This window comes from Clavibacter michiganensis subsp. tessellarius (genome assembly GCF_021922985.1).
Classification (GTDB): Bacteria; Actinomycetota; Actinomycetes; order Actinomycetales; family Microbacteriaceae; genus Clavibacter; species Clavibacter tessellarius.
In genome coordinates this window covers 2,153,286-2,176,156 of sequence record NZ_CP040788.1, presented here as the reverse complement: position 1 = coordinate 2,176,156, position 22,871 = coordinate 2,153,286, and the positions used below count along the sequence as shown (strand labels likewise).

The following is a 22,871-nucleotide window of genomic DNA, read 5'->3' as shown; positions in this document are numbered from 1 at the left end:
TCCTTGCCCGCGTCGTGCGGGCGTCAGCCGCCGAGGCCGGCGAGCGCGATGTTCAGCTCGAGCACGTTCACGGTCGGCTCCCCGAGGTAGCCGAGGTCGCGTCCCTGCACGTGCTGGTCGACGAGGCGCGCGACCTCCTGCTCGGGGATGCCCCGGGCGTCGGCCACGCGGGCCACCTGCTCCCGAGCGTATTCCGGGCTGATGTGAGGATCGAGCCCCGACGCGGACGCGGTGAGCGCGTCGGCCGGGATGGCGCTCGGATCCACGCCGTCGGACTCCGCGATGGCGGCCTTGCGGTCCTCGATGGAGGACACGAGGTCGTCGCTCTCCGGGCCGAGGTTGCTGCCGCTGGAGGAGGTGCCGTCGTAGCCGTCGCCCGCGGCCGACGGCCGGGACTGGAACCACTCGGGGAGGGCCGCGCCGTCGGAGTCCTGGAAGGACTGGCCGATCAGCGACGATCCGACGACCTGGCCGTCGGCGGAGACGAGCGAGCCGTCCGCCTGCGCGGGGAGCGCGAGCTGGCCGATGCCGGTGACGACGGCCGTGTAGCCGACGCCGAGGACGACGGTGAGGACGGCCATCGCGCGGACGGCGACGCCGGCGGTGCGGAGGGACTGGCGGGGGGAGGACATGCGCTTCCTTCTATCGGTGACGTGAGGTGATCGGTGAGGGGATCAGAAGCCGGGGATCAGGCTGACGACGAGGTCGACGAGCTTGATGCCGATGAACGGCGCGATCACGCCGCCGACCCCGTAGACGAGCAGGTTCCGGCTGAGCACCTTGGAGGCGCTCAGCGGCCGGTAGGCCACGCCCTTCAGGGCCAGCGGGATGAGCGCCACGATGATCAGCGCGTTGAAGACGATCGCCGAGAGGATCGCGGACGCCGGCGAGTGCAGCTGCATCACGTTGAGCACCGCGAGCTGCGGGAAGACGCCCGTGAACATCGCGGGGATGATCGCGAAGTACTTCGCCACGTCGTTCGCGATGGAGAACGTGGTGAGCGCGCCGCGGGTGATGAGCAGCTGCTTGCCGATCCGGACGATGTCGATGAGCTTGGTCGGGTCCGAGTCGAGGTCGACCATGTTGCCGGCCTCCTTCGCGGCCGACGTGCCCGTGTTCATCGCGACGCCGACGTCGGCCTGCGCGAGCGCGGGGGCGTCGTTGGTGCCGTCGCCGGTCATGGCGACCAGGCGGCCGCCCTCCTGCTCCTTGCGGATGAGCGCGAGCTTGTCCTCGGGCGTCGCCTCGGCGAGGTGGTCGTCCACCCCGGCCTCGGCGGCGATGGCGCGGGCGGTGAGCGGGTTGTCGCCCGTGATCATCACCGTGCGGATGCCCATGGCGCGCAGCTCCGCGAACCGCTCCTTGAGGCCGTCCTTCACGACGTCCTTGAGGTGCACGACGCCCAGCACGCGGCCGGATCCGTCGGCGTCCTTGGTCGCGACGACGAGCGGGGTGCCGCCGCCGTTCGAGACGGCCTCGACGGTCGCCGTGAGCTCGTCGCGGACGAGCTTCGGCAGCGCGCGGCCGCCCTCCTCGATCCAGGCGAACACGGCGGACGAGGCGCCCTTGCGGACGATGCGGCCGTCGGGCAGGTCGACGCCCGACATGCGGGTCTGGGCGGTGAAGGGCACGTCGACGCCGCGGGGCAGCGTCGCGGTGTCCACGCCCTGGGCGACCGCGAGGTCGACGACGCTGGATCCCTCCGGCGTCGGGTCCGCGAGCGACGACATGGCCGCGGCGCGGGCGAGCTCCTCGCCCGTCACGCCGCCCACCGGGATCAGCTCGCTGGCGCGGCGGTTGCCGTAGGTGATGGTGCCGGTCTTGTCGAGCAGCAGCGTGGTGACGTCGCCGGCGGCCTCGACCGCGCGGCCCGACATGGCGAGCACGTTGCGCTGCACGAGGCGGTCCATGCCGGCGATGCCGATGGCGGACAGCAGCGCGCCGATGGTGGTCGGGATGAGGCAGACGAGCAGCGCGATGAGCACGGGCACGCTCACGGTCGCCGCGGCGTACGAGGCGATCGGGTTGAGCGTGAGCGCCACGATCACGAACACGATGGTGAGGCTCGCGAGCAGGATGTTCAGCGCGATCTCGTTCGGCGTGCGCTGGCGCGACGCGCCCTCGACGAGGCCGATCATCCGGTCGACGAAGGTCTCGCCGGGCTTCGAGGTGATGCGCACGACGATCCGGTCGCTCAGCACCCGCGTGCCGCCCGTGACGGCGCTGCGGTCGCCGCCCGACTCGCGGACGACGGGGGCGGACTCGCCCGTGATGGCCGACTCGTCGATGGAGGCGATGCCCCACACGACGTCGCCGTCGCCCGGGATCGACTCCCCGGCGACCACGACGACCATGTCGCCGAGGGTGAGGTCGGCGCTCGAGACCTCGCGGAGCTCGGCGCGCTGGGCGCCGGGGTCCCCGGAGGCGTCGTAGGAGGCGACGACGTGCGCCATGGTGCTGGTGCGGGTCTTCCGCAGGCTGTCGGCCTGCGCCTTGCCGCGGCCCTCGGCCACCGACTCCGCGAGGTTCGCGAACACGACGGTGAGCCAGAGCCACAGGGCGATCCCCGCGGTGAACGTGGTCGGCACGGAGCTGCCGCCGGAGGTGCCGGCGCCGCCCGTGAACGGCTCGGCGATCGCGAGGATCGTGGTGAACGCGGCGCCGACCTCGACGATCAGCATCACCGGGTTCTTCCACATCAGGCGCGGGTCGAGCTTGCGGAACGCGCCCGGGAGCGCCTCGGCGAGCTGCCGGGCGTCGATGGCCCGGGCGCGCGACGCCCGCTGCTCGGAGCCGGCCGCGGGTGCGGTGCCGGTCTCGGGGGTGATGGTGGTCATGATGCGAGCCCTTCCGCCAGGGGACCCAGCGCGAGAACGGGGAAGTAGGTGAGAGCGGTCACGATGACCGTCACCCCGATGAGGAGGCCGATGAACTGCGGCCGGTGGGTGGGCAGGGTCCCCGAGGTGGTGGGGATGCGGTCCTGCGCCGCGAGGGATCCGGCGAGCGCCAGCACGAACACGATCGGGAGGAACCGCCCGAGCAGCATCGCGACGCCGAGCGCCGTGTTGAACCACGGCGTGTTCGCGGTGAGGCCGGCGAACGCGGATCCGTTGTTGTTCGACGCCGAGGTGAACGCGTAGACGACCTCGGAGAGGCCATGCAGGCCGCTGTTGAGGATCGAGGTGCCCTCGACGTCCTCGCGGACGGCGGGGATCGCGAAGCTCAGCGCCGTGCCGAGGAGCACGAGCGTCGGCGTGATGAGGATGTAGAGGCTCGCGAGCTTGATCTCGCGCGGCCCGATCTTCTTGCCGAGGTACTCGGGCGTGCGGCCGACGAGCAGGCCCGCCACGAACACGGAGATGACGGCGAGGATGAGCATGCCGTAGAGGCCCGAGCCGGTGCCGCCGGGGGCGACCTCGCCGAGCATCATGTTGAGCATCGGCATCATGCCGCCGAGCGCCGTGTACGAGTCGTGCATCGAGTTGACCGCGCCCGTGGACGTGAGCGTGGACGCGGAGCCGAACAGCGTCGAGGCGATGACGCCGAAGCGCTGCTCCTTGCCCTCCATCGCGCCGCCTGCCGCCACCGGGGCCGTGCCGGCGCCCTGCAGCTCGAAGATCGTGAGGGCGGTGAAGGAGGCCACGAAGATCGTCGCCATGACGGCCACGATCGCGGTGCCCTGGCGGGTGTCGCCGACCATCTTGCCGAAGGTGCGGGGGAGCGAGAACGGGATGGCGAGCATCAGGATCACCTGGAAGGCGCTCGTCCAGGCCGTGGGGTTCTCGAACGGGTGCGCGGAGTTCGCGTTGAAGAACCCGCCGCCGTTCGTGCCGACCATCTTGATGGCCTCCTGCGAGGCCACCGGACCGCCCGGGATCGTCTGCGTGCCGCCCGTGATGGTCGCCACGTCCTGGAACCCGGCGAAGTTCTGGATGACGCCGCCGGCGATGAGGACCACGGCCGTGACGAGCGAGAGGGGGAGCAGCAGGCGGAGCGAGCCGCGGATCAGGTCGACCCACATGTTGCCGATCGTGCCGCTGCGCGTGCGGGCGAAGCCGCGGACGAGCGTGATCGCGACCGCGATGCCGACCGCCGCGGAGACGAAGTTCTGCACGGCGAGGCCGGCGAGCTGGACCGTGTAGCCCATCACCGCCTCGGGCGAGTACGACTGCCAGTTCGTGTTGGTGACGAACGAGACGGCCGTGTTGAAGGAGAGGCCCTCGGGCACGGCGGGGAGGCCGAGCGCGTAGGGGAGGAACCCCTGGAGGCGCTGCATCCCGTAGACGACGAGGACGCCGACGAGCGAGAACGCGAGCACCGCGCGGAGGTAGGCGGGCCAGGTCTGCTCGGAGCGCGGGTCCACGCCGATGAGGCGGTAGATGCCGCGCTCCACGCGGGAGTCGTGGCGCGACTCGTACATGCGCGCCATGAGGTCGCCCAGCGGGCGGTGGATGAGGACGAGGACCAGGACGACGGACGCGACCTGGAGGATCCCGGCGAGCGTGTCCATCAGAACCTCTCGGGCCGGACGAGGGCGTACACGAGGTACACGACGGAGGCGATGCCGAGCACGGCGGCGGCGAGGCCGGCGGCGTCGGCGAACGAGGTGATCACAGCTTCTCCACTCCTCGGCCGACGAGGGCGACGAGGGCGAACAGGACGATGGCGCCTGCGATGTACACGAGGTCGAGCACTGGGGGATCCTCCGTTGAGGGATGCCGCGGCCGGTCGGACGCGGGTGCCCGTCGGGGGCACGGAGGACGAGTAGACACCTCGCGATCGGGCGTCCTCACGCATCCATACGGTTCCCTCACGGGGCGGCGGGGAACCTCACGACACTCCTACGCGGGGGTCGGCGGGGCGCGACGCGGCGCCACGCCCCGGAGACGAGAAGACCCCGTGCGGAGAGCCGGGGCTCTCCGCACGGGGTCGGTGCTGCAGGTGGGTCAGCTGCCGTGGACGCTGTTCACCACGGCCCAGTTCGCCTCGGTGACGCCCGTGATCTTCGTGATGTCGGCCGGGGGCAGGAAGAGCTTCCCGCGCGTGTCCAGGCCCTGCACGTCGATCTGCTGGTTGTAGAAGCGCACCAGCTCGCGCCAGTCCTGGTACTCCTGGAAGCTCGTGAAGCTGTGCCGGCCGGATGCTCCTCCGGCGACGTTGCGGTAGTCGGCTCCGAAGACCGCGACCTCTCCTGTGCTGTTGCGGGTCAAGTACATCTCTTGCCTTTCCGGTAGGTCTTCGATCGCGGGGGGGATGGGGACGTCGAGCCGTGCCTGGATGAAGGGCACGGGATCGAAGTCGTCCTGGGTGGTGAAGTCGCCGGCGTGATCGCCGGTGCGCATCTCGAGGTGGAGGTGGAACACGTTCGTGCCGGTGCTGCCGAGGCGCCCGACGGTCTGCCCGCGGGACACCCGGTCGCCCGGGTTGACCAGAGGCGCGCCGTCCATGTGGGCGTACGTCGCGTAGATCCCGTCACCGTTGCGGATGGTGACGAAGTTCCCGAACGTGTAGGTCTGCGTCCCGCTCGCCTCCGCCGTGTACCGGCCTCGGACGACCGTGCCGTCCGCGATCGACAGGACCGGCGTGCCCCGGTACGCGACACCGACGTTGAAGTCGGCGCCTGCGTGCTTCCTGCCGTCCGGCCTGTAGGCGTCCCACTGCTGTCCGTACCGACGGTCCGGCAGCACCACGTTGGCGAACGGCCAGGTGTACGTGATGGCGGTCGCCGCCACGGCCAGGTCCGCGCGGGTGAACGACGGGGCGATGGCGAGCGCCGCGGCCACCCCGGCCATGCCGAGGACGACGCCCCTCCGGCCGACCCGCCCGGGGAGGCGTTCTCCTCCTGGTGGATCCTGTCCTTCATCGTCGCTGATGGTCTTCTCCTCTGTTCGAGCGAGCGCGGGCACGACTGTGCCGACGAGGGGACGCCCCCGAAACGGGGGCGTCCAGCTGGTCCCGGAATCTACCCCGGGCGCCCGGCGCCTCCCGGCTCGGCCGTCATGTTCATCACCTCGACATCCGGCGGCCCCGGATCGCCTCGTCGTGTTCCGATCCTGTATGCCCGCCGCGGACGGAGTCCACCTGCGCGGACGGATCCGGCGTCAGACGAGGTCGTCGAACGCGCCCCAGCAGATCGAGCTGCGGCCGCGCTGGTCGGCGAGGACGGCGTCGCGGAGGTGGGCCGGGATCCGCTCGCGCTGCCAGGTGCGCTCGGCGTCGCGGGCGGTGTCCTGCTCGGCCGGTGCAACGGCGGCGCTCGCCGCGCGGATCGCGTAGGCGGCCGCACCCAGGTCGTGCGCCGCGACGTGCGCGACCGCGACGGCCTGGCCGGCCGCGAGCGCGGCGAAGCGGGCCGGATCCGGCAGCCCCTTCGCGGCCGCGTTCGCGCGGAACGACTGCTGGTGCGCCTCCTTCATGGGCACCTCGCCGCGCACCCAGCCGCGCGCGACCTCGAGCGTCGCGCGGAGGATCGGGTCGCCCGGCCGCTCCGCCTCGAACAGCGGCAGCACGTGCTCCGCGCACGCGATGGCCCACGTCGCGAGCAGCCGGTGGTCGTCGTCGGTCAGCGTGCCGCCGCGGCGCACGGTGATGAGGGCGGGGTCGCGGTCCTTCGGGAGGATGGGCATGCGGGGAGCCTGGCAGCGGCCGGACCGTGGCACCAGGGTCGACGCGGAGGCGATCGATCGATCACGCGCCCCACTCCGCCACCACGTCCGACCCCACCTTCACGATGAGCACCGCGACCACCACGATGAACGCGACGCGGATGAAGCGGCTGCCGCGCGCGACCGCCATCCGGGATCCCGCGTAGCCGCCGAGCATGTTCGCCACGCCCATGCCGAGCGCGAGCGCCCAGAGCACGTGGCCCTGCGGGATGAAGAAGGCGAGGGCGCCGAGGTTCGTCGCGACGTTGACGATCTTCGCCTTGGCGCTCGCGAGCACGAAGTCGTAGCCGAGGGCGGTGATGAGCGCGATGATCAGGAACGTGCCCGTGCCGGGCCCGATGAGGCCGTCGTAGAAGCCGATCACGACGCCGAGCAGCGCCGCGATCCCGTGGTGCTTCCGGCCGGTGTGGCGGAGGGCCGCGACGTCGCCGAGCCGCGGGCGGGCGATCGTCACGACGGCCACGATGACCAGCGCCACCACCACGAGCGGCTTGAACACCGACGCGGGCAGCAGCGCCGCGAGGCTCGCGCCCCCGTAGGAGCCGGCCAGCGCGACGGCCGCCATCGGCAGCGCGGTGCGGAGGTCCGGATGCGTCCGCCGGTACCAGGTGACCGCGCTCGTCGTCGTGCCGAAGAGCGACGCGAGCTTGTTGGTCGCGAGCGCCTCCACCGGCGTGATCCCCGGCACGAGCAGCAGCGCCGGCAGCTGCAGCAGGCCGCCGCCGCCCACGACCGCGTCGATCCAGCCGGCCGCGAGCGCCGCGAGCAGCATGAGCAGCGCGACCTGGAGGGTGATCTCGCCGAGGGAGCCGCCGATGTCCACCGGGCGCCGGCTACTCGGAGGCGGTGTCGGCGCGCGCGTCCGCCGACTCGAGCGCGACCAGGCGGCGGATCTCGTCCGCCTCGACGTTCACGCCGAAGAGCGAGCGGCCGGGCTCGAGCACGCGGCCGGCGCTGAGGGGGCCGATGTCCACGGGGTCGAAGCCGAACGCGTCCACGAGGGCCGCGACCGTGGCGCGCGCCCGGTCGTCGTCGCCCGCGACCGCGATGCCCTTGCGGCCGGGAGCGCCCGCGGGTCGGGGCCCCTCGTCGAGGTCGTGGTACCCCATGTGGTTGAAGGCCTTGACGATCGTCGAGTCGGGGAGGTGGTCCCGCACCAGCTCGCTCGTGGAGGAGGCCGGGTTCGCGAGGTCGTCGCGGTGGCCGTCGACCTCCCACCAGTAGTTCATGGCGTCGACCACGAGCTTCCCGCGGAGCTCGGCGGCGGGCACCGAGGGCAGCTTGCCGAGGGGGAGCGCGAGGATCACGACGTCGGCGCGCGCGGCCGCGTCGGCCGAGGTGGTGGCGACGGCGCCGGGCGCGAGCACGTCGACGATGAGGGCGATGCGCGACGGGTCGCCGGATCCGGAGATGAGCACGGGGTGCCCGGCGGCGATCGCGCGGCGGGCGAGCACGGTGCCGACCTTGCCGGCGCCGAGGATCCCGACGGTGACGGCTCGCGCCGCCTCCGACCCGTCGACGTCGGCAGGGGCGGAGGGCTCGTCGGGACGCGTCATGGGATCCATTCTCCGCGGCCCCCGCGCCGCAGGCGACCACGGGCGGCGACCACCGGCCCGGCCCGGCCCCCGCCCGGCCCCCGGCGGGGACGCCCGCGACGGTATGCTCCCCCTGCGGTCGGTACCCAGTCCCTGCGCCCCGCGTCCCACCACGCGGACCCGACGGGCCTTGGAGGCAATCGTGATCACTGTCATCCCCCCTCGTGCGGCGGCTCGTGCCTAGTCGCGCGCTCGTGGCCGACGCGGCCCAGGCGCTCGAGCAGGCGACGGCCGCGGGTGCGGATCTCTGCGCGCCCCTCGTCGCCGCCCTCGGGGTGAGCGGCGCCGCCGTCTCCACCCTCGGCGACCCGCTCGGCAGCGAGACCGTCTGCGCGTCCGACGAGCGCGCCGCCCGGCTCGACGAGATCCAGCTCGACCTGGGCGAGGGACCCTGCTGGGAGGCGCTGAGCACGCGCCGTCCCGTGCTCGAGCCCGACCTGCAGGGCTCCGGCGACGTGACCTGGCCGCTCGCCCGCCAGGCCATGCACGAGACCGGGCTCGGAGCCGTCTTCGCCTTCCCGCTCACGGTCGCGGGCCTCCGCCTCGGCGCGGTGGACCTCTACTCCCGCACCGCACGCGACATCTCCGACCGGGAGGTGGCCGACGCCACGACCCTGTCCCGGATCGTCGCCCGCCAGGTCCTCCGCCGCGCTCTCCTGGCCGTCGAGGGCTCGCAGGAGGACACTGGAACCTGGGGAGGCCGGTACTCGCGCCGCGAGGTGCACCAGGCCACCGGGATGGTGGTCGCGCAGATGGGGATCCGGCCGACCGACGCGCTCCTCGTCCTCCGCGGCCATGCCTTCGCCACCGGCCGCTCCCTCCGCGACGTCGCCGAGGACGTCGTGGGCCGGACGCTCGACTTCAGCCCCGACCGCTGACCCGCACCACCACCACCGACCGCCCGATCGACCCAGAGGAACCACGACGATGCCGGATACCCGGGAAGCGCAGCTCGTCCACACCTTCGTAAGCCTCGCCGACTCGCTCGTCGGCGACTTCGACGTCCTCGACCTGCTGCAGACGCTCGTCGACCAGGTGACGCTCCTGTTCGACGCCGGCGCCGCCGGCATCATCATCGGGCCGGACGCGGAGCACCTCGAGGTCGTCGCGTCCACCAGCGAGAAGAGCCGGCTGGTCGGCCTGATGCAGCTCGAGGTCGGCGAGGGCCCGTGCGTCGAGGCCGTGAGCACCGGCCGGGTCGTGTCCGTGTCCGACGTGCGCGAGATCGCCGATCGCTGGCCGGCCTTCTCGGCGCAGGCCGCGGGTGCCGGGTACGTGTCGGTGCACGCGATCCCGCTGCGGCTGCGCGGGCAGATCATCGGCTCGCTCAACCTCTTCCGCGAGCACGAGGGCGTGCTCAACGAGGCCGACGCGACGGCCGCGCAGGCGCTCGCCGACGTCGCGACCATCAGCGTGCTGCAGGAGCGGACGATCCGCGACAGCAGCGTCGTGCACGACCAGCTCCGCCACGCGCTCGACAGCCGGGTGCTCATCGAGCAGGCCAAGGGCGTCATCTCCCACACGCTCGGCGTGGACATGGATGAGGCGTTCCGGCTGATCCGCAACGAGGCCCGCAGCACGAGCACGGCGATGCCGGCGGTCGCGGCGGGCATCGTGGAGGGGCGCGTGACGCTCCGGGCGAGCGCGCGCTAGCGGTCCGTCGGGCGTCCGGCCGCGCGGCCGTCGGGCTCGGGCTCGGGCTCGGGCAGCGTCCTCGGAAGCCCGGGCGTCAGGCGAGCTCGCCGGCGAGGATCCGGTCGAGCGTGCCCAGCCCCTCCCACACGTGCGCGTGGAATCCCGCGCGGCGGGCGGCCTCCACGTTGTCGGGCTTGTCGTCGACGAAGAGGATCCGCTCGGCCGGGCTCCCGAGGCGCTCCGCGGCGAGCGGCCACACGTCCGCGTCGGGCTTGGCCATGCCGATCCGGGCGCTCGTCATGACGTGGTCGAAGCGCGCGCCCCAGCCGTCGCGGTCCTCGAGCACGTCGGCGAGCTCGTGCGGCGCGTTGCTCAGCACGGCGAGACGGTAGCCGGCAGCGACGGCGCGGTCCAGGGCGGCGAGCGTCTCGTCGTCCGGCGCTCCCCAGCGGCGCTGCTCGATCGCGACGAGCTCCGCGAGGTCGTCCTCGCCGGGCGTGGGCAGGTCGAGGTCGCGGGCGACGGCCTCCCAGAACTCCCGCGCGCTGCCGCCGCGGTCGTACTGCTCGCGGTGCGCGTCGAACGCGTCGCGGACGCGGGCTTCGGCCTCCTCGCCACCGGGCGCATCGGGATCGAGCGCGCGGCTGATGGCCCCGATGTCGTCCGGCCGCGTGATGAGCACGCCGCCGATGTCGAAGAGGAGCCAGTGAATGGCGGGGTCGCGGTTCTCGGGCACGGGTCTCCTTCGGACGGGGCGGACGGGGCAGGCGGGGCGGACGGGTCCCCTCGAGCATGCCCGCTCGCGGGTCGCGGCGCGCGGCCGCCCGCGTCGTGCGGATCCCGTGAGGGTCGGGGCTCCCGGCGCACGGCTTCCGTGAGGGCGGGCTCGCGCCGCCGACGGCGGGGGTAGACCTGCTGCCATGACCCTCACCGCGATCCTCCCGTCGCTCCGCCGCAGCATCCCGGATCCGCTCGCCGCCGCCCTCTGGCCCGTCGGCACCAGCGCCACCACGACCGACCTGCGGGTCGGCGACGTCTCCCTCGTCGCGCTCGCCGCGGAGCGGGGGACCGCCTGCACGGTGACCGCCGCCGCGGTCGAGCCGGGCAGCAGCCGGCGCGCCTCCGCGACCGCGCGCACCTCGGCGCTCGTGCTGCGGATCCTCGCGGTCGCGCCCGCCACCGACGACGCCCCGCGCGCGATGCTCGTCGACGCGGACATCGCCGGCCTCGCCTGCACGTGGGAGGAGGCGCGGCTGATCGGCCGGGCGTCGACCGCCGCTGCCCGCCCCGCGGAGATCGGCGGCGCGGCCGTGCGCCTGCCCGCCGACGTGGTCGCGGGCGACCTGGTCGTCGTCCCCGTGCCCGGCGCGGTCGAGGTGCGCGGGATCCGCGTGGTCGACGCGGCGGCGCCGGTGGTCGTGCCGTGCGCGGCGGCCCGGCTCGCGGCGGCGCCGGTGCGCGTCGAGGTGCCCGTGTCGGTGCGGGCGCTGTCGGTCGCGCGCTGACGGTCGCGCGCTGATCCGCCGGGGCGGGTGGCGCGGGTGCCGGGTGCCCGGCTCCTCGCCGGCCGTCGCCGATCCGCCCGCCGCCACCCGTGCGGCTCCCGCCCGGCCCTGTACTACACTCGATCCCGGTGGCGTGTCCGAGCGGCCTAAGGAGCACGCCTCGAAAGCGTGTGTGGGGGAGACTCCACCGTGGGTTCAAATCCCACCGCCACCGCCAGATGGATCCGGCACCGCGCCTCGCGCGCAGCCCGATCCGCGCGAAGGGCCCCGGGAGACCGGGGCCCTTCGTCGTTCCCGGGGCGTCCCATCGGGGGCATCCCGGGCGTGCATCTCGGGTGCGCGTCCCCGATCCGCCGGCCGGCCCCGCGGATCCGCCCTCAGCGCAGGATCCCGATCTCCCGCGCCGCCGCGACCGCCGCCGTCCGCGAGCTCACGCCGAGCTTCGAGAACACGTGCACGAGGTGCGACTTCACAGTGGCGTCGGTGATGTGCAGGCGCGCGCCCACCTCGGTGTTGGAGGCACCGTCGGCGACCAGCCGGAGCACCTCGATCTCGCGCGACGACAGGCTCACGCGCGGGGCGCGCATCCGGGCGAGGAGGCGGCTCGCGACCGCGGGCGCCAGGGCGCTCTCGCCGGCCGCGGCCGCGCGCACTGCGGCGAGCAGCTCGGCCGGCGGCGCGTCCTTGAGGAGGTAGCCGCTGGCGCCCGCCTCGACCGCGCCGAGGATGTCGCCGTCGCTGTCGTAGTTGGTGAGCACGAGCACGTAGGGGGCCGCCTCGACCGCGCGGATCTGCCGGGTCGCGTCGGCGCCCGTGCGCTCCTGGCCGAAGCGGAGGTCCATCAGCACGAGGTCGGGCACGAGCGACGCGGCGAGCTCCACGGCCTCGTCGGGCGTGGCCGCCTCGCCGACCACGTCGATGTCGTCGACGACGTCGAGCACGGCGTGGAGGCCGGCGCGGACGACGGGGTGGTCGTCGGCGATGACGATGCGGATCACGACGGCTCGACCTCCAGGATCGCGGTGATGGTGGTGCCCCGGCCGGGCGCGCTGTCGACGTCGAGGGTCCCGCCGAGCTGCTCCACCCGCTGCGCCATGGCCCGCAGGCCGAACGAGTCGGTCGTGCCGGTGCCGTCGCCGACGCGCGCCGGGTCGAAGCCCGCGCCGTCGTCGCGCACGATGAGCGTGGCGTGCGCGTCCGTGACGGCGACGCCGATCTCGACGGACCGCGCGTCGGCGTGCTGGGCGACGTTCGCGACGGCGCCCTGCGCGATCCGGAGCAGCGCGGTCTGCACGGCCATCGGCAGCGGCGGGTCGGACGCGGGCACCGACACGTCGATCCGCAGCCCCTCCCGGCGCCACTGCGCGCCGAGGCGGCCGAGCGCGGCGCCCAGCCCGGCGTCGAGCGACGGCGGCGCGAGCTCGCGGATGAAGCGGCGCGTGTCGGCGAGGCCGTCGGCCGCGGTCGCGCGCGCCAGGCGGATGTGCTCGAGGCCCGGCCGGTCGCCGTCCGCCGCCTCCGCCGCGTGCAGCAGCATCTGGATGCTCGTGAGCCCCTGCGCGACCGTGTCGTGGATCTCCCGGGCGAGCCGCGCGCGCTCCGTCAGCACGCCCTGCTCCCGCTCCGTGGCGGCGAGGAGGCCGCGCGTCGCGATCAGCTCGGCGACGAGCTCCTCCCGCTCGGCGGACTCCCGCGCGAGCGCCCGGTAGCCGAGGCCGATGAGGAGCGCGACGCCCGCGCCGACGAGCGGCCCGATCACGCCGCCGACCGTGAACCCGCCGTGCAGCCCCAGCGCCACCACCGCGACGAGGGTCGCGACGACGACGGCCACCGGCCCGACCACGCGCGGCAGCACGTGCAGGTAGAGGAAGAAGAGGGGGAAGACGAGGTAGGCCGCATCCGGCTCCAGCACGAGGAGCGCGATCCAGGCGGCGGTGAGCGCGGTGATCCACCCGGCCCCCGCGGCGACCCGGCGCGACGGGCGCGCGGCCTGCACACGCGCGCCGAGCAGGTAGAGCACGGCGAAGGCGGCGGAGAGCGCGAGCGCGGCCGGCGTGCGCGGACCCTCGACGACGAGCACGCGCACCACCACGAGGGTGAGCAGCGTCGCGGAGAGCACGTGCAACCCCGTGCGGAGTCCGACGAAGACGGGGGTGAGGGTGCTGTGGGCGGCCATTTCCCTGAAGGCTACGGGCGGGAGGCGGGGAGCGGATCAATCGGAAGTTCGATCGGAGGACCGAACTCCTCCCCGATGGATGCGCGGGGCCCGACGGCGAGGCTCGTCTCGGTGGCAGGGAGGGTCCCGGCGCCGGAAGGATCCCCCGTGTTCGTCGCCCGTCGAGACCTCCGATTCGCCATGGGCCGGTTCGCGCTCATCGGGGCGGTCGTCGCGCTCATCACCCTGCTCGTGGGGTTCCTCGCCGGGCTCACCGGCGGCCTCGCGGAGCAGGACGTCTCCGCCGTCCTCGGACTCCCCGGCGACCGGCTCGTGCTCGCGCAGCCGGACTCCGGCCAGCCGTCGTTCGCGCAGTCGTCGCTCGACGACCAGGCGGTCGCCGCGTGGCGGGGCACCGCGGGCGTCACGGCCGTGACGCCCGTCGGCATCGTCCAGGGCCGGGCCACGGCTGACGGCGACGCGGCATCCGCCGTCGCGGTCGCGCTGTTCGGGGTGCCGCACGGCGCCCCGGGGTCGACGGTCACCGACCTCGCGCCCGCCGCGGACGACGCCGTCGGCCTCTCCTCGGCCGCCGCGCATTCGCTGCACGCGGCCGTCGGCGACCGGATCACCGTGGCCGGCACCGACTACCGCGTCGCGTCGATCGGCGGCGACGCCTCCTACAGCCACACGCCCGTCGTCGCGCTGACCCCGGCCGCGTGGGCCGCGGCCGACCAGCGGCTCGGCGGCGACGGCGACGCGACCGTGCTCGCCGTCTCCGGATCCCCCGACTGGGACGTCGCCCAGGCCGCCACCCGCACCGTCGCCCAGCCGGCGCTCACCAGCCTCGGCGCGCTCGACACCTTCAAGTCGGAGGTCGGGTCGCTCGGCTTGATGATCGCGATGCTGTTCGGCGTCTCCGCGCTCGTGGTCGGCGCCTTCTTCACCGTCTGGACCATGCAGCGCGCCGGCGACATCGCCGTGCTGAAGGCGCTCGGCGCGTCCGACGCGTCGCTCATCCGGGACGCGCTCGGGCAGGCCCTCGTGGTGCTGGTGCTCGGGATCGGCGTCGGCATCGCCGTGGTCGCCGGCCTCGGCGCCCTCGCGAGCGGCACGATCCCGTTCCTGCTCAGCCCGCTCACCACCGTCCTCCCGGCCGCCGTCATGGCCGTCCTCGGGCTCGCCGGCGCCGCCGTCGCGCTCCGCACCGTCACCCACGCCGACCCCCTCACCGCACTCGGGAGCAACCGATGATCTTCCTCGACGACGTCACCCTCACCTTCCCCGACGGGGACTCCCGCCTCACCGCGGTCGACCACGTCTCGCTCGAGGCGCCCGCGGGGGTCGTCACCGGCATCACCGGGCCGTCCGGCTCCGGCAAGTCCTCGATCCTCGCGGTCGCGGCGACGCTGATCCGCCCCGACTCCGGCCGCGTGGTCATCGGCGACGTCGACGCCGCGACCCTCAGCCGGACGGAGGCGACCGCGCTCCGCCGGGACGGCATCGGGATCGTGTTCCAGCAGTCGAACCTGATCCCGTCGCTCACCGCGCGCGAGCAGCTCCTCGTGATGGCGGAGCTCGGCGGCGGCGGATCCGCGCGGCGCCGCGCCGTCCGCGTCCGCGCCGACGAGCTCCTCGACGCGGTGGGCCTCGCCGCCCACGCGGGCAAGCGCCCCGCGCAGCTCTCCGGCGGTCAGCGCCAGCGCGTCGCCATCGCCCGCGCGCTCGTGCACGGCCCGTCCGTGCTCCTCGTCGACGAGCCCACGAGCGCGCTCGACCAGGAGCGCGGCGCCGAGATCATGGAGCTCATCGCCCAGCTCAGCCACGAGCAGGGCACGGCGACCCTGCTCGTGACCCACGACCTCGTGCACCGCGCCGCGCTCGACCGGCTCGTCACGGTGGTGGACGGGCGGATCGTGGGCATCGACGCGACGGGGCTCGGCCGGCCGATGCCGCGCACGGCGCACAGCGTCGCGACGGCGGGGTAGTGCGGGCGTCGGCCGGCGCCGGCCGGCCGGCCATCCGGCCAGGGTGGATCCGCGGCGCCGCACGGATCCCCCACAGCGACGCGGAGGATCCTCGTGCACACGCATCCGGCGCCGTCGCCCGCGCTCCCGTCGGGCCCCGCCAAGATGGGCGCGCAGGCTCTCCTCCGACCGAGGGATCCTCCTCCTTGCGCATCGAGATCGGAGCACCGCCATGTCCCACGACGTCGAGCCCTCGCCGGGCGCGTCCGAGCCGCCCGTCACGTCCGCCACGGGCGCGGACGCCGCGCACCCGGACGCCGCGCACCCGGACGCCACACCCGCCGACGCCCCGCACGCCGGCCGCGCCGCCGAGCGCGGCGTCACCCCGGGCGTCCTGCTCGCGGCCGAGTGGTCGTGGCGCCTGCTCGTCATCGGCGTCGCGGTGGCCGCGGCCGTGTGGATCCTCGTCTCCCTCAAGGAGGTGGTCGTCCCGTTCCTCATCGGCCTCCTCGTCTGCGCCCTGCTGCAGCCGGTCGTCGCCGCGCTGCGGAGGCGGCGCTGGCCGGCGTGGGTCGCCATCACGTCCACGCTGCTCGCCACGGCCGTCGTCATCGCGGGGCTCGTGCTGCTGCTCGTCACGCAGATCCGCACCGGCATCCCCACCCTCCAGCGCGAGGCGATGGACCGGTTCGAGTCCGTGCGCGACCTCCTCGCGCAGCCGCCGTTCAACGTGGTGCCGTCCGACTACGACGCGCTGCTCGCCTCCGCGGGCAAGGCGCTCGAGAACAGCCGCGAGGCGCTGCTCACCGGCGCGCTCGACGCGGGGCTCGGCGTCGGCCACCTCGTCACGGGCGCGCTGCTCGCCTTCTTCACCATCGTCATCGTGCTCATCGACGGGCGCGGCATCTGGGGCTTCGTCGTCCGCATGTTCCCGCGCCGCGCGCGTCCCGCCATCGACGGCGCCGGCCGCGCGGGCTGGGGCACGCTCTCCGCGTTCACGCGCGTGCAGATCTTCGTGGCCGCGGGCAACGCGGTCGGCATCGGCATCGCCGCGTGGCTCCTCGGGCTCCCGCTCGCCGTCCCCATCGCGGTCGTCGTGTTCCTCGCGTCCTTCATCCCGGTCGTCGGCGCCATCGTGTCGGGCGCGTTCGCCGTCGTCATCGCGCTGGTGTTCGTGGGGCCGCTCCAGGCGGTCATCATGCTGGCGGCCGTCATCGGCGTGCACCTGCTCGAGTCGCACGTGCTGCAGCCGCTCGTGATGGGCGGGGCCGTGCACGTGCATCCGCTCGCCGTGGTGCTCGCCGTGGCCGCGGGGTCCTACGTCGGCGGGGTCGCCGGCGCCCTGTTCGCGGTGCCGTTCGTCGCCACCCTCAACGTGATGGTGCGGTACATCGCCGGCGGCAGCTGGAGGGCGCCCACCCCCGCCGTAGGATCGTAGGGACGCACTTGCGGAGTCGACGGAGCCGCCCGCGCACGTCTCTACGGGAGGACCCCACATGACCGAGGAGAACTACTCGAATCCGGATCGCAACCTCGGGATGGAGCTCGTGCGAGCCACCGAGGCCGCGGCCATCCGCTCCGCCCCCTTCATCGGCAAGGGCGACAAGAACGCCGCCGACGGCGCCGCGGTCGACGCGATGCGCAAGTTCCTCGGCACCGTCGCCTTCGACGGCCTCGTCGTCATCGGCGAGGGCGAGAAGGACGAGGCGCCGATGCTCTTCAACGGCGAGCACGTCGGCAACGGCTTCGGCCCCGCGTGCGACATCGCGGTGGATCCCATCGACGGCACGAGCCTCACCGCCGCCGGCCGCATGAACGCCCTGTCCGTCATCGCGGTGAGCGACCGCGGCAGCATGTTCGACCCGTCGGCCGTCTTCTACATGGACAAGCTCGTCACCGGCCCCGAGGGCCGCGGCGTCGTCGACCTCGACCGCCCCATCGGCGACAACATCCGCGCGCTCGCCGCGGCGAAGGGCCTCGCGGTCGAGGACATGCAGGTGGCCGTGCTCGACCGGCCGCGTCACGCCGACCTCATCGCGCAGATCCGCGCGGCCGGCGCCTCCACCCGCCTCCTGCTCGACGGCGACGTCGCGGGCGGCATCAACGCGGCCCGCCCCGACTCCCGCATCGACATGTGCGTCGGCATCGGCGGCACGCCCGAGGGCATCATCACGGCGTGCGCGATCAAGGCGCTCGGCGGCGTGCTCCTCTCCCGCCTCGCGCCCAAGGACGACGCGGAGCGGCAGCGGGCGATCGACGCGGGCCACGACCTCGAGCGCATCCTCGACCAGGACGACCTCGTCACGGGCGACAACGCGTACTTCGTCGCCACCGGCGTCACCGACGGCGCGCTCGTCGCGGGCGTCACCCGCCACCGCGGCATGATCCGCACCTCGAGCATCGTGCTCCGCTCGCACTCGGGCACCATCCGCCGCGTGGAGGCCGACCACCTGGTCTCCAAGTGGTACAGCCCCGCGGCCTGATCGACGGCACGCGGACCCGACCATGACGATCCCGACCACCCCGACGACCCGGTCCCGGCCGTGACGCGCACGCCCCGCAGCCTGCTGTCGCGGCTCGCGCCGCCGGTCATCGCGATGGTCGGCGGGCAGGGCGAGTTCGCGTCGCCCGACCGCACGATGCGCCGGGCCGGCCGCCGCGTGCTGCGGCCCGGCGGCTTCGCCCCGCCGCCGCTCCTCCGCGGGGTGCGCGTCACCGCGCGGGTGGAGCGCGGATGGCACGTCTACGAGGTCGCGCCCGCCCGCGCCGCCGGGGATCGCCGCCTCGCCCTCTACGCGCACGGCGGCGGCTGGACCCACGAGATCTCCCCGTTCCACTGGTGGCTGGTCGCCGGCCTCGCGCGCCGCACCGGCACGACGTTCACCGTGCCGATCTACCCGCTCGTCCCCTCGGGCACGGCCGCGGAGGTCGTCGAGCGCACGGCCGACCTCGCCGAGGCGCTCGTCGCCGAGGCGGGTGCCGACCGCGTGACGCTCATGGGCGACTCGGCGGGCGGCCAGATCGCCCTGTCCGCGGCCCTGGCGCTGCGCGACCGGGGCGTGCACGCGCCGCGCGACGTCGTCCTGCTCTCGCCCGCGCTCGACCTGTCGTTCACGGATCCGCTCATCGCCCGCATCCAGCCCACCGACCCGTGGCTCGCGGTCGACGGCCTGCGCGCCGCCGTGGAGTCGTGGCGCGGGGAGCTGCCGGTGGAGGACCCGCGGGTCAGCCCGCTGCACGGGTCGCTCGCCGGCGTCGGCCGCATCACGGTGTTCACGGGCACGCACGACATCCTCTTCGCCGACGCGCGCGCCCTCGAGCGGAAGGCGGCCGCGGTCGGGCACCCGGTGCGGATCCACGTGGAGCCGAACCTCCTGCACGTGTACGCGCTCATGCCGATCCCGGAGGGCGCCCGCGCGCGCGACGCGATGGTGGAGCTGCTCCGCGCCTGACGCGCGCCTGCGCTCGCGGCCCGGATCGCCGGGCGGGAAGCGGCGTACGTTCGAGGAGCGGGCGACGAGGCCCGGTGCGCGGAGGGATCCCCATGACCAGGACACACAGGACGCTCGCGGTGATCGCGGCGGCGGCCACGGCGACGCTGCTCGCGGGATGCGGATCCGGCGGCACCGGCGCGGCCGACGCCTCCTTCACTAAGGAGGCCTCCGGCACCCTGAAGGCCTGGGCCTTCGACGGCGCGGACGACGTGGGGAAGGCCCGCATGCAGCACGCGGCCGACGCGCTCTCCGACGTGACCATCGACCTCGACTCCACCGCGTTCGACGCGCAGAAGTTCACGACCCGCGTCGCGAGCGGCCAGACGCCCGACGTCGTGCAGATGGACCGCCAGTTCGTGGCGACCTACGCGGCCCAGGACCTGATCCTCCCGCTGGACGAGTGCTACTCCGTGAACGGCGTGGATCCCGAGGAGCGCTTCTACGAGTCCGTCACGAACGACATCCGCTACGACGACGCGATCTGGGCCGTGCCGCAGTTCTTCCAGCCGCCGGCGATCCTGCTCAACGAGCGCGTGCTCTCCGCAGCCGGCGTGACGGCCGACCAGTTCGACACGTCGAAGCCCGACCAGCTGCTCGAGGCCGTCGGGAAGGTCTACCGGGAGTCCGGCGGCGACCCCGCGGTGCTCGGCCTCGACGCCGTGCCCACCAGCCAGGCCGCGCTGTGGATGCTCGGCTTCGGCGGCCAGCTCGTCGACGACGAGGGGAAGCCCACGCTCGACGACGCGTCCAACCTCCCCGGCCTCGAGTTCCTCCAGCGGCTGTCCGACGCGCAGGGCGGCTACGCGAAGGGCAAGAGCTTCACCGACGCGTTCGACACCTTCGGCGACGGCAACCAGTTCGTGAAGGACCAGGTGGGCGCGCAGGTCGACGCCCAGTGGTACCTCAACGTGGTCGCGCCCTACCGCGACGCCATCGACATCTCGGCCGTGCCCTTCCGCGACCGCGACGGCGAGCCCTTCGCGGTGGCCGGCGGATCCGCGTTCGTGATCCCCGCGGGCGCCGCGAACAAGGACGCCGCGTGCGCGTGGATGCTCGACCTCACCAGCCAGGAGGCGTGGGAGGCCGCGGGCGACGTGCGCGCCGACACGGTCGCCGAGAACGGCGGCATCTACACGGGCCTGTTCACGGGATCCCCGGCCGCCGACCAGGCGATCCGCGACGCCCACGTCGTCCCGAGCGGCGACGACGGGATCGACCAGGCCATCGCGACGTTCTACGACGTGGTGGCGGAGGGCCGGTCGATCGGCGGGTCGCCGGCGGGGCAGCAGATCCAGGGCGAGCTCCAGAACGCGGTGGCCTCGACGCTCCTCGGCGACAAGACGCCCGAGCAGGCGCTCGGCGACGCGCAGACCGCGGCGATGCGGGCCTACGAGCAGGCAGCCCGCTGATCCATCTGCACACGCCGTGACCAGGGCGCCCGGGTAACGTCGGATCCGGGCGCCCTCCCGCGCCCCCGGACGAGGGATCAGTACCCGGAACGCGACAAGACTGGCCGACAAGGAGCCGTCATGTCGTGGATCGTCCTCATCGTGTCCGGGGTGCTCGAGGCCGTGTGGGCCACCGCCCTCGGGAGGTCGGCCGGGTTCACGAAGGTCGTGCCGACCGTCGTCTTCGCCGTGACCGTCGTCGCGAGCATGGCCGGGCTCGCCTACGCGATGCGCGAGATCAGCACGGGCACCGCGTACGCCGTGTGGGTCGGCATCGGCGCGGCGCTCACCGTGACCTACGCGATCGTCACGGGCGAGGAGCCCGCGAGCGTCGTGAAGGTGCTGCTGCTGCTCGGCCTCGTCGGCTGCGTGGTCGGCCTCAAGCTGGTCGACACCGGGCACTGACCCGCGCGGCGCGGGCCGGACGGATCAGCCCTTCCGCCCCTGCGTCGCGATGCCCTCCACGAAGTAGCGCTGGCCGAACGCGAACAGCACGAGCATCGGCAGGGTCACGAGGAGCGCCGCGACCATCACGAGCTGGTAGTCGCCCTGCCCGCCGTTGGTGGGGCTGAACGCGGTCATCGCGTAGGAGAGGCCGAGCGGCACCGTGAAGCCCTCGACGCTGCCGGCGTTGAGGTAGATGAGCGACGCCTGCAGGTTGTTCCAGCTGGCCTGGAACTCGAAGATGAAGATGATGACGAACGACGGGATCGACAGCGGCAGCGCGATCCGCCGGAACATCCCGAAGTAGCTGGCGCCGTCGAGCCGGGCCGCCTCGAACAGCTCTCGCGGCAGCCCGAGGAAGAACTGGCGCTGCAGGAAGATGTAGAAGGCCGAGCCGAACAGGTTCATGCCGAACAGCGGCACCCACGTGCCGATGAGCCCCAGGTTCTTCCAGATGAGGAACTGCGGCACCATCGTCACCGCGCCCGGCAGCATCATCGTCGCGAGCACCAGGCCGAACAGGATCCTCCGGCCCGGGAACCGGAAGTACGCGAAGCCGAACGCCACGAGCGCGCTCGAGATGGACACGAGCGCCGCCGAGAGCAGCGCGATCGCCAGGCTGTTGCCCATCCAGCCGAGGAGCGGCAGCTGCTCCCACACCTCGACGTAGTTCTGCGGCGTGAAGGTGCGCGGCCAGAGCGAGTTGTCGAAGACCTCGCCGCGCGGCTTGAGGCTCGCGGCGAGCAGCCACGCGAACGGGTAGAGGAACAGGAGCGCGAAGCCCACGAGCACCGCGGCGATGAGGGCGCGGCCGATGCGGGAGCGCACGCGGCGGCCGCGGTCGGGGTCGCGGCGCGCGGGCACCGGATCCCGGCGGGGCAGCGGAGTGAGGGCGGCGGCGAGGCGCGGGTCGCCGGTCGCGCCGGCAGGCGGGGTCGCGGGCGTGGCCGGCGTGCGGTCGGTGACGGCCATCAGCGGTCCCCCTCGTAGTAGACGAACCGTCGGCTCAGCTTCACCTGCACGAGCGTGATGACCAGCACGATCACGAACAGCAGCCAGGCCATCGCGGCCGCGAACCCGAAGTCGAACGAGCGGAACGCCTGCTGGAACAGGTACACGCCGTAGAAGAGCGACGAGTCGGGGGAGGCGTTCGTCTGGTCGCGCCAGAACAGCAGGTAGGCCTGGTCGAAGACCTGCAGCGCCGCGATGGTGAGCACGACGACGTTGAAGAAGATGGCGCCGGAGATCATCGGCACGGTGATGGCGAAGAACTGCCGCACGGGGCCGGCGCCGTCGAGCGACGAGACCTCGTAGAGCTCGCGCGGCACGTCCTTGAGGGCCGCGAGGAAGATCACCATGGTGCCGCTCACGCCCCACAGCGTCATCAGGACGATGGACGGCTTCACCCAGGCGGGGTCGATGAGCCACTGCGGGCCGTCGATCCCGATCGCCTCGAGCCCCTTGTTGACCGCGCCCGTGTTGCCGTTGAGCAGCAGCAGGAAGACGCTCGCGGTGGCGACCGTCGGGGTCATCTTCGGCAGGTAGTAGAGGGTGCGGAAGAGGCCGGCGCCGCGGCCGAGGCGGGCCAGCAGGATCGCGAGCAGGAGCGCGAGGCAGACCTCGAACGGCACCGCGAGGATCGTGTAGAAGAGCGTGTTGCCGAGGCTCAGGGCCACGCGCGGATCCGAGAACAGCCGCTCGTAGTTCTCGGTGCCGACCGGGGTGGCCACGTCGGTGGCGAGGTTGTAGTCGCTGAACGACACCACGAGGCTGTAGACCATCGCGCCCAGCGTGAACACGAGGAACCCGACGATCCACGGGCTGATGAAGAGGTAGCCGGCCACGGCCTCGCGGCGGGCCATGCGGGAGCGGCGGGGACGCGGTGGCCGGTCGGCGGAGGCGGAGGCGGGGGCGCTCATCGGCGGGCGGCTCGTCGTCGTCATGGTGGTCCTCGTCGACTGGT

Annotated in this window: 23 protein-coding genes, 1 tRNA gene and 1 riboswitch; of the genes, 11 read left to right on the top strand and 13 right to left on the bottom strand. The window is 73.6% G+C overall.

Annotated elements, in window-relative coordinates; genetic code table 11:
• Positions 1 to 23 precede the first annotated feature (23 nt).
• The 8 genes from kdpC to FGG90_RS10050 form a co-directional block, all read right to left on the bottom strand.
• The gene (gene kdpC, locus FGG90_RS10085; RefSeq protein ID WP_094127428.1) at positions 24 to 632 is read right to left on the bottom strand and encodes a potassium-transporting ATPase subunit KdpC; all 609 of its coding nucleotides are present in this window, start codon (positions 630 to 632) and stop codon (positions 24 to 26) included.
• A gap of 42 nt (positions 633 to 674) precedes the next feature.
• The gene (gene kdpB, locus FGG90_RS10080) at positions 675 to 2,837 is read right to left on the bottom strand and encodes a potassium-transporting ATPase subunit KdpB (RefSeq protein ID WP_094127430.1); all 2,163 of its coding nucleotides are present in this window, start codon (positions 2,835 to 2,837) and stop codon (positions 675 to 677) included.
• The gene (gene kdpA / locus FGG90_RS10075) at positions 2,834 to 4,510 is read right to left on the bottom strand and encodes a potassium-transporting ATPase subunit KdpA (protein ID WP_094127432.1); all 1,677 of its coding nucleotides are present in this window, start codon (positions 4,508 to 4,510) and stop codon (positions 2,834 to 2,836) included. Before kdpA ends, kdpB begins: the two co-directional genes overlap by 4 nt.
• A complete protein-coding gene (gene kdpF, locus FGG90_RS10070) occupies positions 4,510 to 4,614 on the bottom strand; it encodes a K(+)-transporting ATPase subunit F (RefSeq protein WP_063071552.1) in 105 nt (34 codons plus the stop codon). The genes kdpA and kdpF overlap by 1 nt, the downstream gene beginning before the upstream one ends.
• A 332-nt stretch (positions 4,615 to 4,946) precedes the next feature.
• Positions 4,947 to 5,792 (bottom strand): M23 family metallopeptidase, encoded by an 846-nt coding sequence (locus FGG90_RS10065; protein ID WP_214582751.1) that lies wholly within the window; start codon positions 5,790 to 5,792, stop codon positions 4,947 to 4,949.
• A 309-nt stretch (positions 5,793 to 6,101) separates the two neighbouring features.
• Positions 6,102 to 6,626 (bottom strand): putative immunity protein, encoded by a 525-nt coding sequence (locus FGG90_RS10060; RefSeq protein ID WP_094127438.1) that lies wholly within the window; start codon positions 6,624 to 6,626, stop codon positions 6,102 to 6,104.
• 61 nt (positions 6,627 to 6,687) lie between these two features.
• Positions 6,688 to 7,488: a sulfite exporter TauE/SafE family protein gene (locus FGG90_RS10055; protein ID WP_094127440.1), complete on the bottom strand. Its 801-nt coding sequence runs from the start codon at positions 7,486 to 7,488 to the stop codon at positions 6,688 to 6,690.
• A 10-nt stretch (positions 7,489 to 7,498) separates the two neighbouring features.
• Positions 7,499 to 8,221, bottom strand: coding sequence for an NADPH-dependent F420 reductase (locus FGG90_RS10050; RefSeq protein WP_094127442.1), 723 nt, complete (start codon positions 8,219 to 8,221; stop codon positions 7,499 to 7,501).
• A gap of 233 nt (positions 8,222 to 8,454) precedes the next feature.
• Between FGG90_RS10050 and FGG90_RS10045 the strand changes: the two genes are divergently transcribed.
• Positions 8,455 to 9,138 (top strand): GAF and ANTAR domain-containing protein, encoded by a 684-nt coding sequence (locus FGG90_RS10045; protein WP_237583303.1) that lies wholly within the window; start codon positions 8,455 to 8,457, stop codon positions 9,136 to 9,138.
• A gap of 49 nt (positions 9,139 to 9,187) precedes the next feature.
• Positions 9,188 to 9,913 carry a GAF and ANTAR domain-containing protein gene (locus FGG90_RS10040; protein ID WP_094127444.1) on the top strand — a complete coding sequence of 242 codons (726 nt, stop codon included), beginning with the start codon at positions 9,188 to 9,190 and terminating at the stop codon, positions 9,911 to 9,913.
• 76 nt (positions 9,914 to 9,989) lie between these two features.
• On the opposite strand, the gene FGG90_RS10035 is transcribed toward FGG90_RS10040, so the two are convergent.
• Positions 9,990 to 10,631 (bottom strand): HAD family hydrolase, encoded by a 642-nt coding sequence (locus FGG90_RS10035; RefSeq protein ID WP_094127446.1) that lies wholly within the window; start codon positions 10,629 to 10,631, stop codon positions 9,990 to 9,992.
• A gap of 184 nt (positions 10,632 to 10,815) precedes the next feature.
• Between FGG90_RS10035 and FGG90_RS10030 the strand changes: the two genes are divergently transcribed.
• Together FGG90_RS10030 and FGG90_RS10025 are read left to right on the top strand one after the other, a co-directional pair.
• On the top strand, positions 10,816 to 11,400 hold the full coding sequence (locus FGG90_RS10030) for a hypothetical protein (protein ID WP_094127448.1): 585 nt from the start codon (positions 10,816 to 10,818) through the stop codon (positions 11,398 to 11,400).
• A gap of 127 nt (positions 11,401 to 11,527) precedes the next feature.
• A tRNA-Ser gene (locus FGG90_RS10025) sits at positions 11,528 to 11,617 on the top strand.
• A 160-nt stretch (positions 11,618 to 11,777) separates the two neighbouring features.
• Here the strand turns inward: FGG90_RS10025 and FGG90_RS10020 are convergent.
• Together FGG90_RS10020 and FGG90_RS10015 are read right to left on the bottom strand one after the other, a co-directional pair.
• Positions 11,778 to 12,398 (bottom strand): response regulator, encoded by a 621-nt coding sequence (locus FGG90_RS10020; protein WP_094127450.1) that lies wholly within the window; start codon positions 12,396 to 12,398, stop codon positions 11,778 to 11,780.
• Positions 12,395 to 13,576, bottom strand: coding sequence for a sensor histidine kinase (locus FGG90_RS10015; protein WP_094127452.1), 1,182 nt, complete (start codon positions 13,574 to 13,576; stop codon positions 12,395 to 12,397). The genes FGG90_RS10020 and FGG90_RS10015 overlap by 4 nt, the downstream gene beginning before the upstream one ends.
• A gap of 147 nt (positions 13,577 to 13,723) precedes the next feature.
• Between FGG90_RS10015 and FGG90_RS10010 the strand changes: the two genes are divergently transcribed.
• The 7 genes from FGG90_RS10010 to FGG90_RS09980 all read left to right on the top strand — a co-directional run bounded on the left by FGG90_RS10010 (position 13,724) and on the right by FGG90_RS09980 (position 20,869).
• A complete protein-coding gene (locus tag FGG90_RS10010; RefSeq protein ID WP_094127454.1) occupies positions 13,724 to 14,809 on the top strand; it encodes an ABC transporter permease in 1,086 nt (361 codons plus the stop codon).
• On the top strand, positions 14,806 to 15,543 hold the full coding sequence (locus tag FGG90_RS10005) for an ABC transporter ATP-binding protein (protein WP_094127456.1): 738 nt from the start codon (positions 14,806 to 14,808) through the stop codon (positions 15,541 to 15,543). The genes FGG90_RS10010 and FGG90_RS10005 overlap by 4 nt, the downstream gene beginning before the upstream one ends.
• Before the next feature lie 211 nt (positions 15,544 to 15,754).
• The gene (locus FGG90_RS10000; protein ID WP_094127458.1) at positions 15,755 to 16,960 is read left to right on the top strand and encodes an AI-2E family transporter; all 1,206 of its coding nucleotides are present in this window, start codon (positions 15,755 to 15,757) and stop codon (positions 16,958 to 16,960) included.
• A gap of 58 nt (positions 16,961 to 17,018) precedes the next feature.
• Complete coding sequence (gene glpX / locus FGG90_RS09995; RefSeq protein ID WP_094127460.1) at positions 17,019 to 18,005, top strand: class II fructose-bisphosphatase; 987 nt, start codon at positions 17,019 to 17,021, stop codon at positions 18,003 to 18,005.
• A 60-nt stretch (positions 18,006 to 18,065) separates the two neighbouring features.
• Positions 18,066 to 18,974 (top strand): alpha/beta hydrolase, encoded by a 909-nt coding sequence (locus FGG90_RS09990; protein WP_237583302.1) that lies wholly within the window; start codon positions 18,066 to 18,068, stop codon positions 18,972 to 18,974.
• A 92-nt stretch (positions 18,975 to 19,066) separates the two neighbouring features.
• Positions 19,067 to 20,425 carry an ABC transporter substrate-binding protein gene (locus tag FGG90_RS09985; RefSeq protein ID WP_094127462.1) on the top strand — a complete coding sequence of 453 codons (1,359 nt, stop codon included), beginning with the start codon at positions 19,067 to 19,069 and terminating at the stop codon, positions 20,423 to 20,425.
• 44 nt (positions 20,426 to 20,469) lie between these two features.
• Positions 20,470 to 20,534: riboswitch (guanidine-III (ykkC-III) riboswitch) on the top strand.
• Between the two features lie 11 nt (positions 20,535 to 20,545).
• The gene (locus FGG90_RS09980; protein ID WP_094127464.1) at positions 20,546 to 20,869 is read left to right on the top strand and encodes a DMT family transporter; all 324 of its coding nucleotides are present in this window, start codon (positions 20,546 to 20,548) and stop codon (positions 20,867 to 20,869) included.
• 24 nt (positions 20,870 to 20,893) lie between these two features.
• Here FGG90_RS09980 and FGG90_RS09975 read toward each other — a convergent pair whose 3' ends face one another.
• Together FGG90_RS09975 and FGG90_RS09970 are read right to left on the bottom strand one after the other, a co-directional pair.
• Entirely contained in the window at positions 20,894 to 21,880 is a 987-nt protein-coding gene (locus FGG90_RS09975; protein ID WP_094127466.1) for a carbohydrate ABC transporter permease, read from the bottom strand.
• A complete protein-coding gene (locus FGG90_RS09970; protein ID WP_094127468.1) occupies positions 21,880 to 22,851 on the bottom strand; it encodes a carbohydrate ABC transporter permease in 972 nt (323 codons plus the stop codon). Before FGG90_RS09970 ends, FGG90_RS09975 begins: the two co-directional genes overlap by 1 nt.
• Between the last annotated feature and the right edge of the window lie 20 nt (positions 22,852 to 22,871).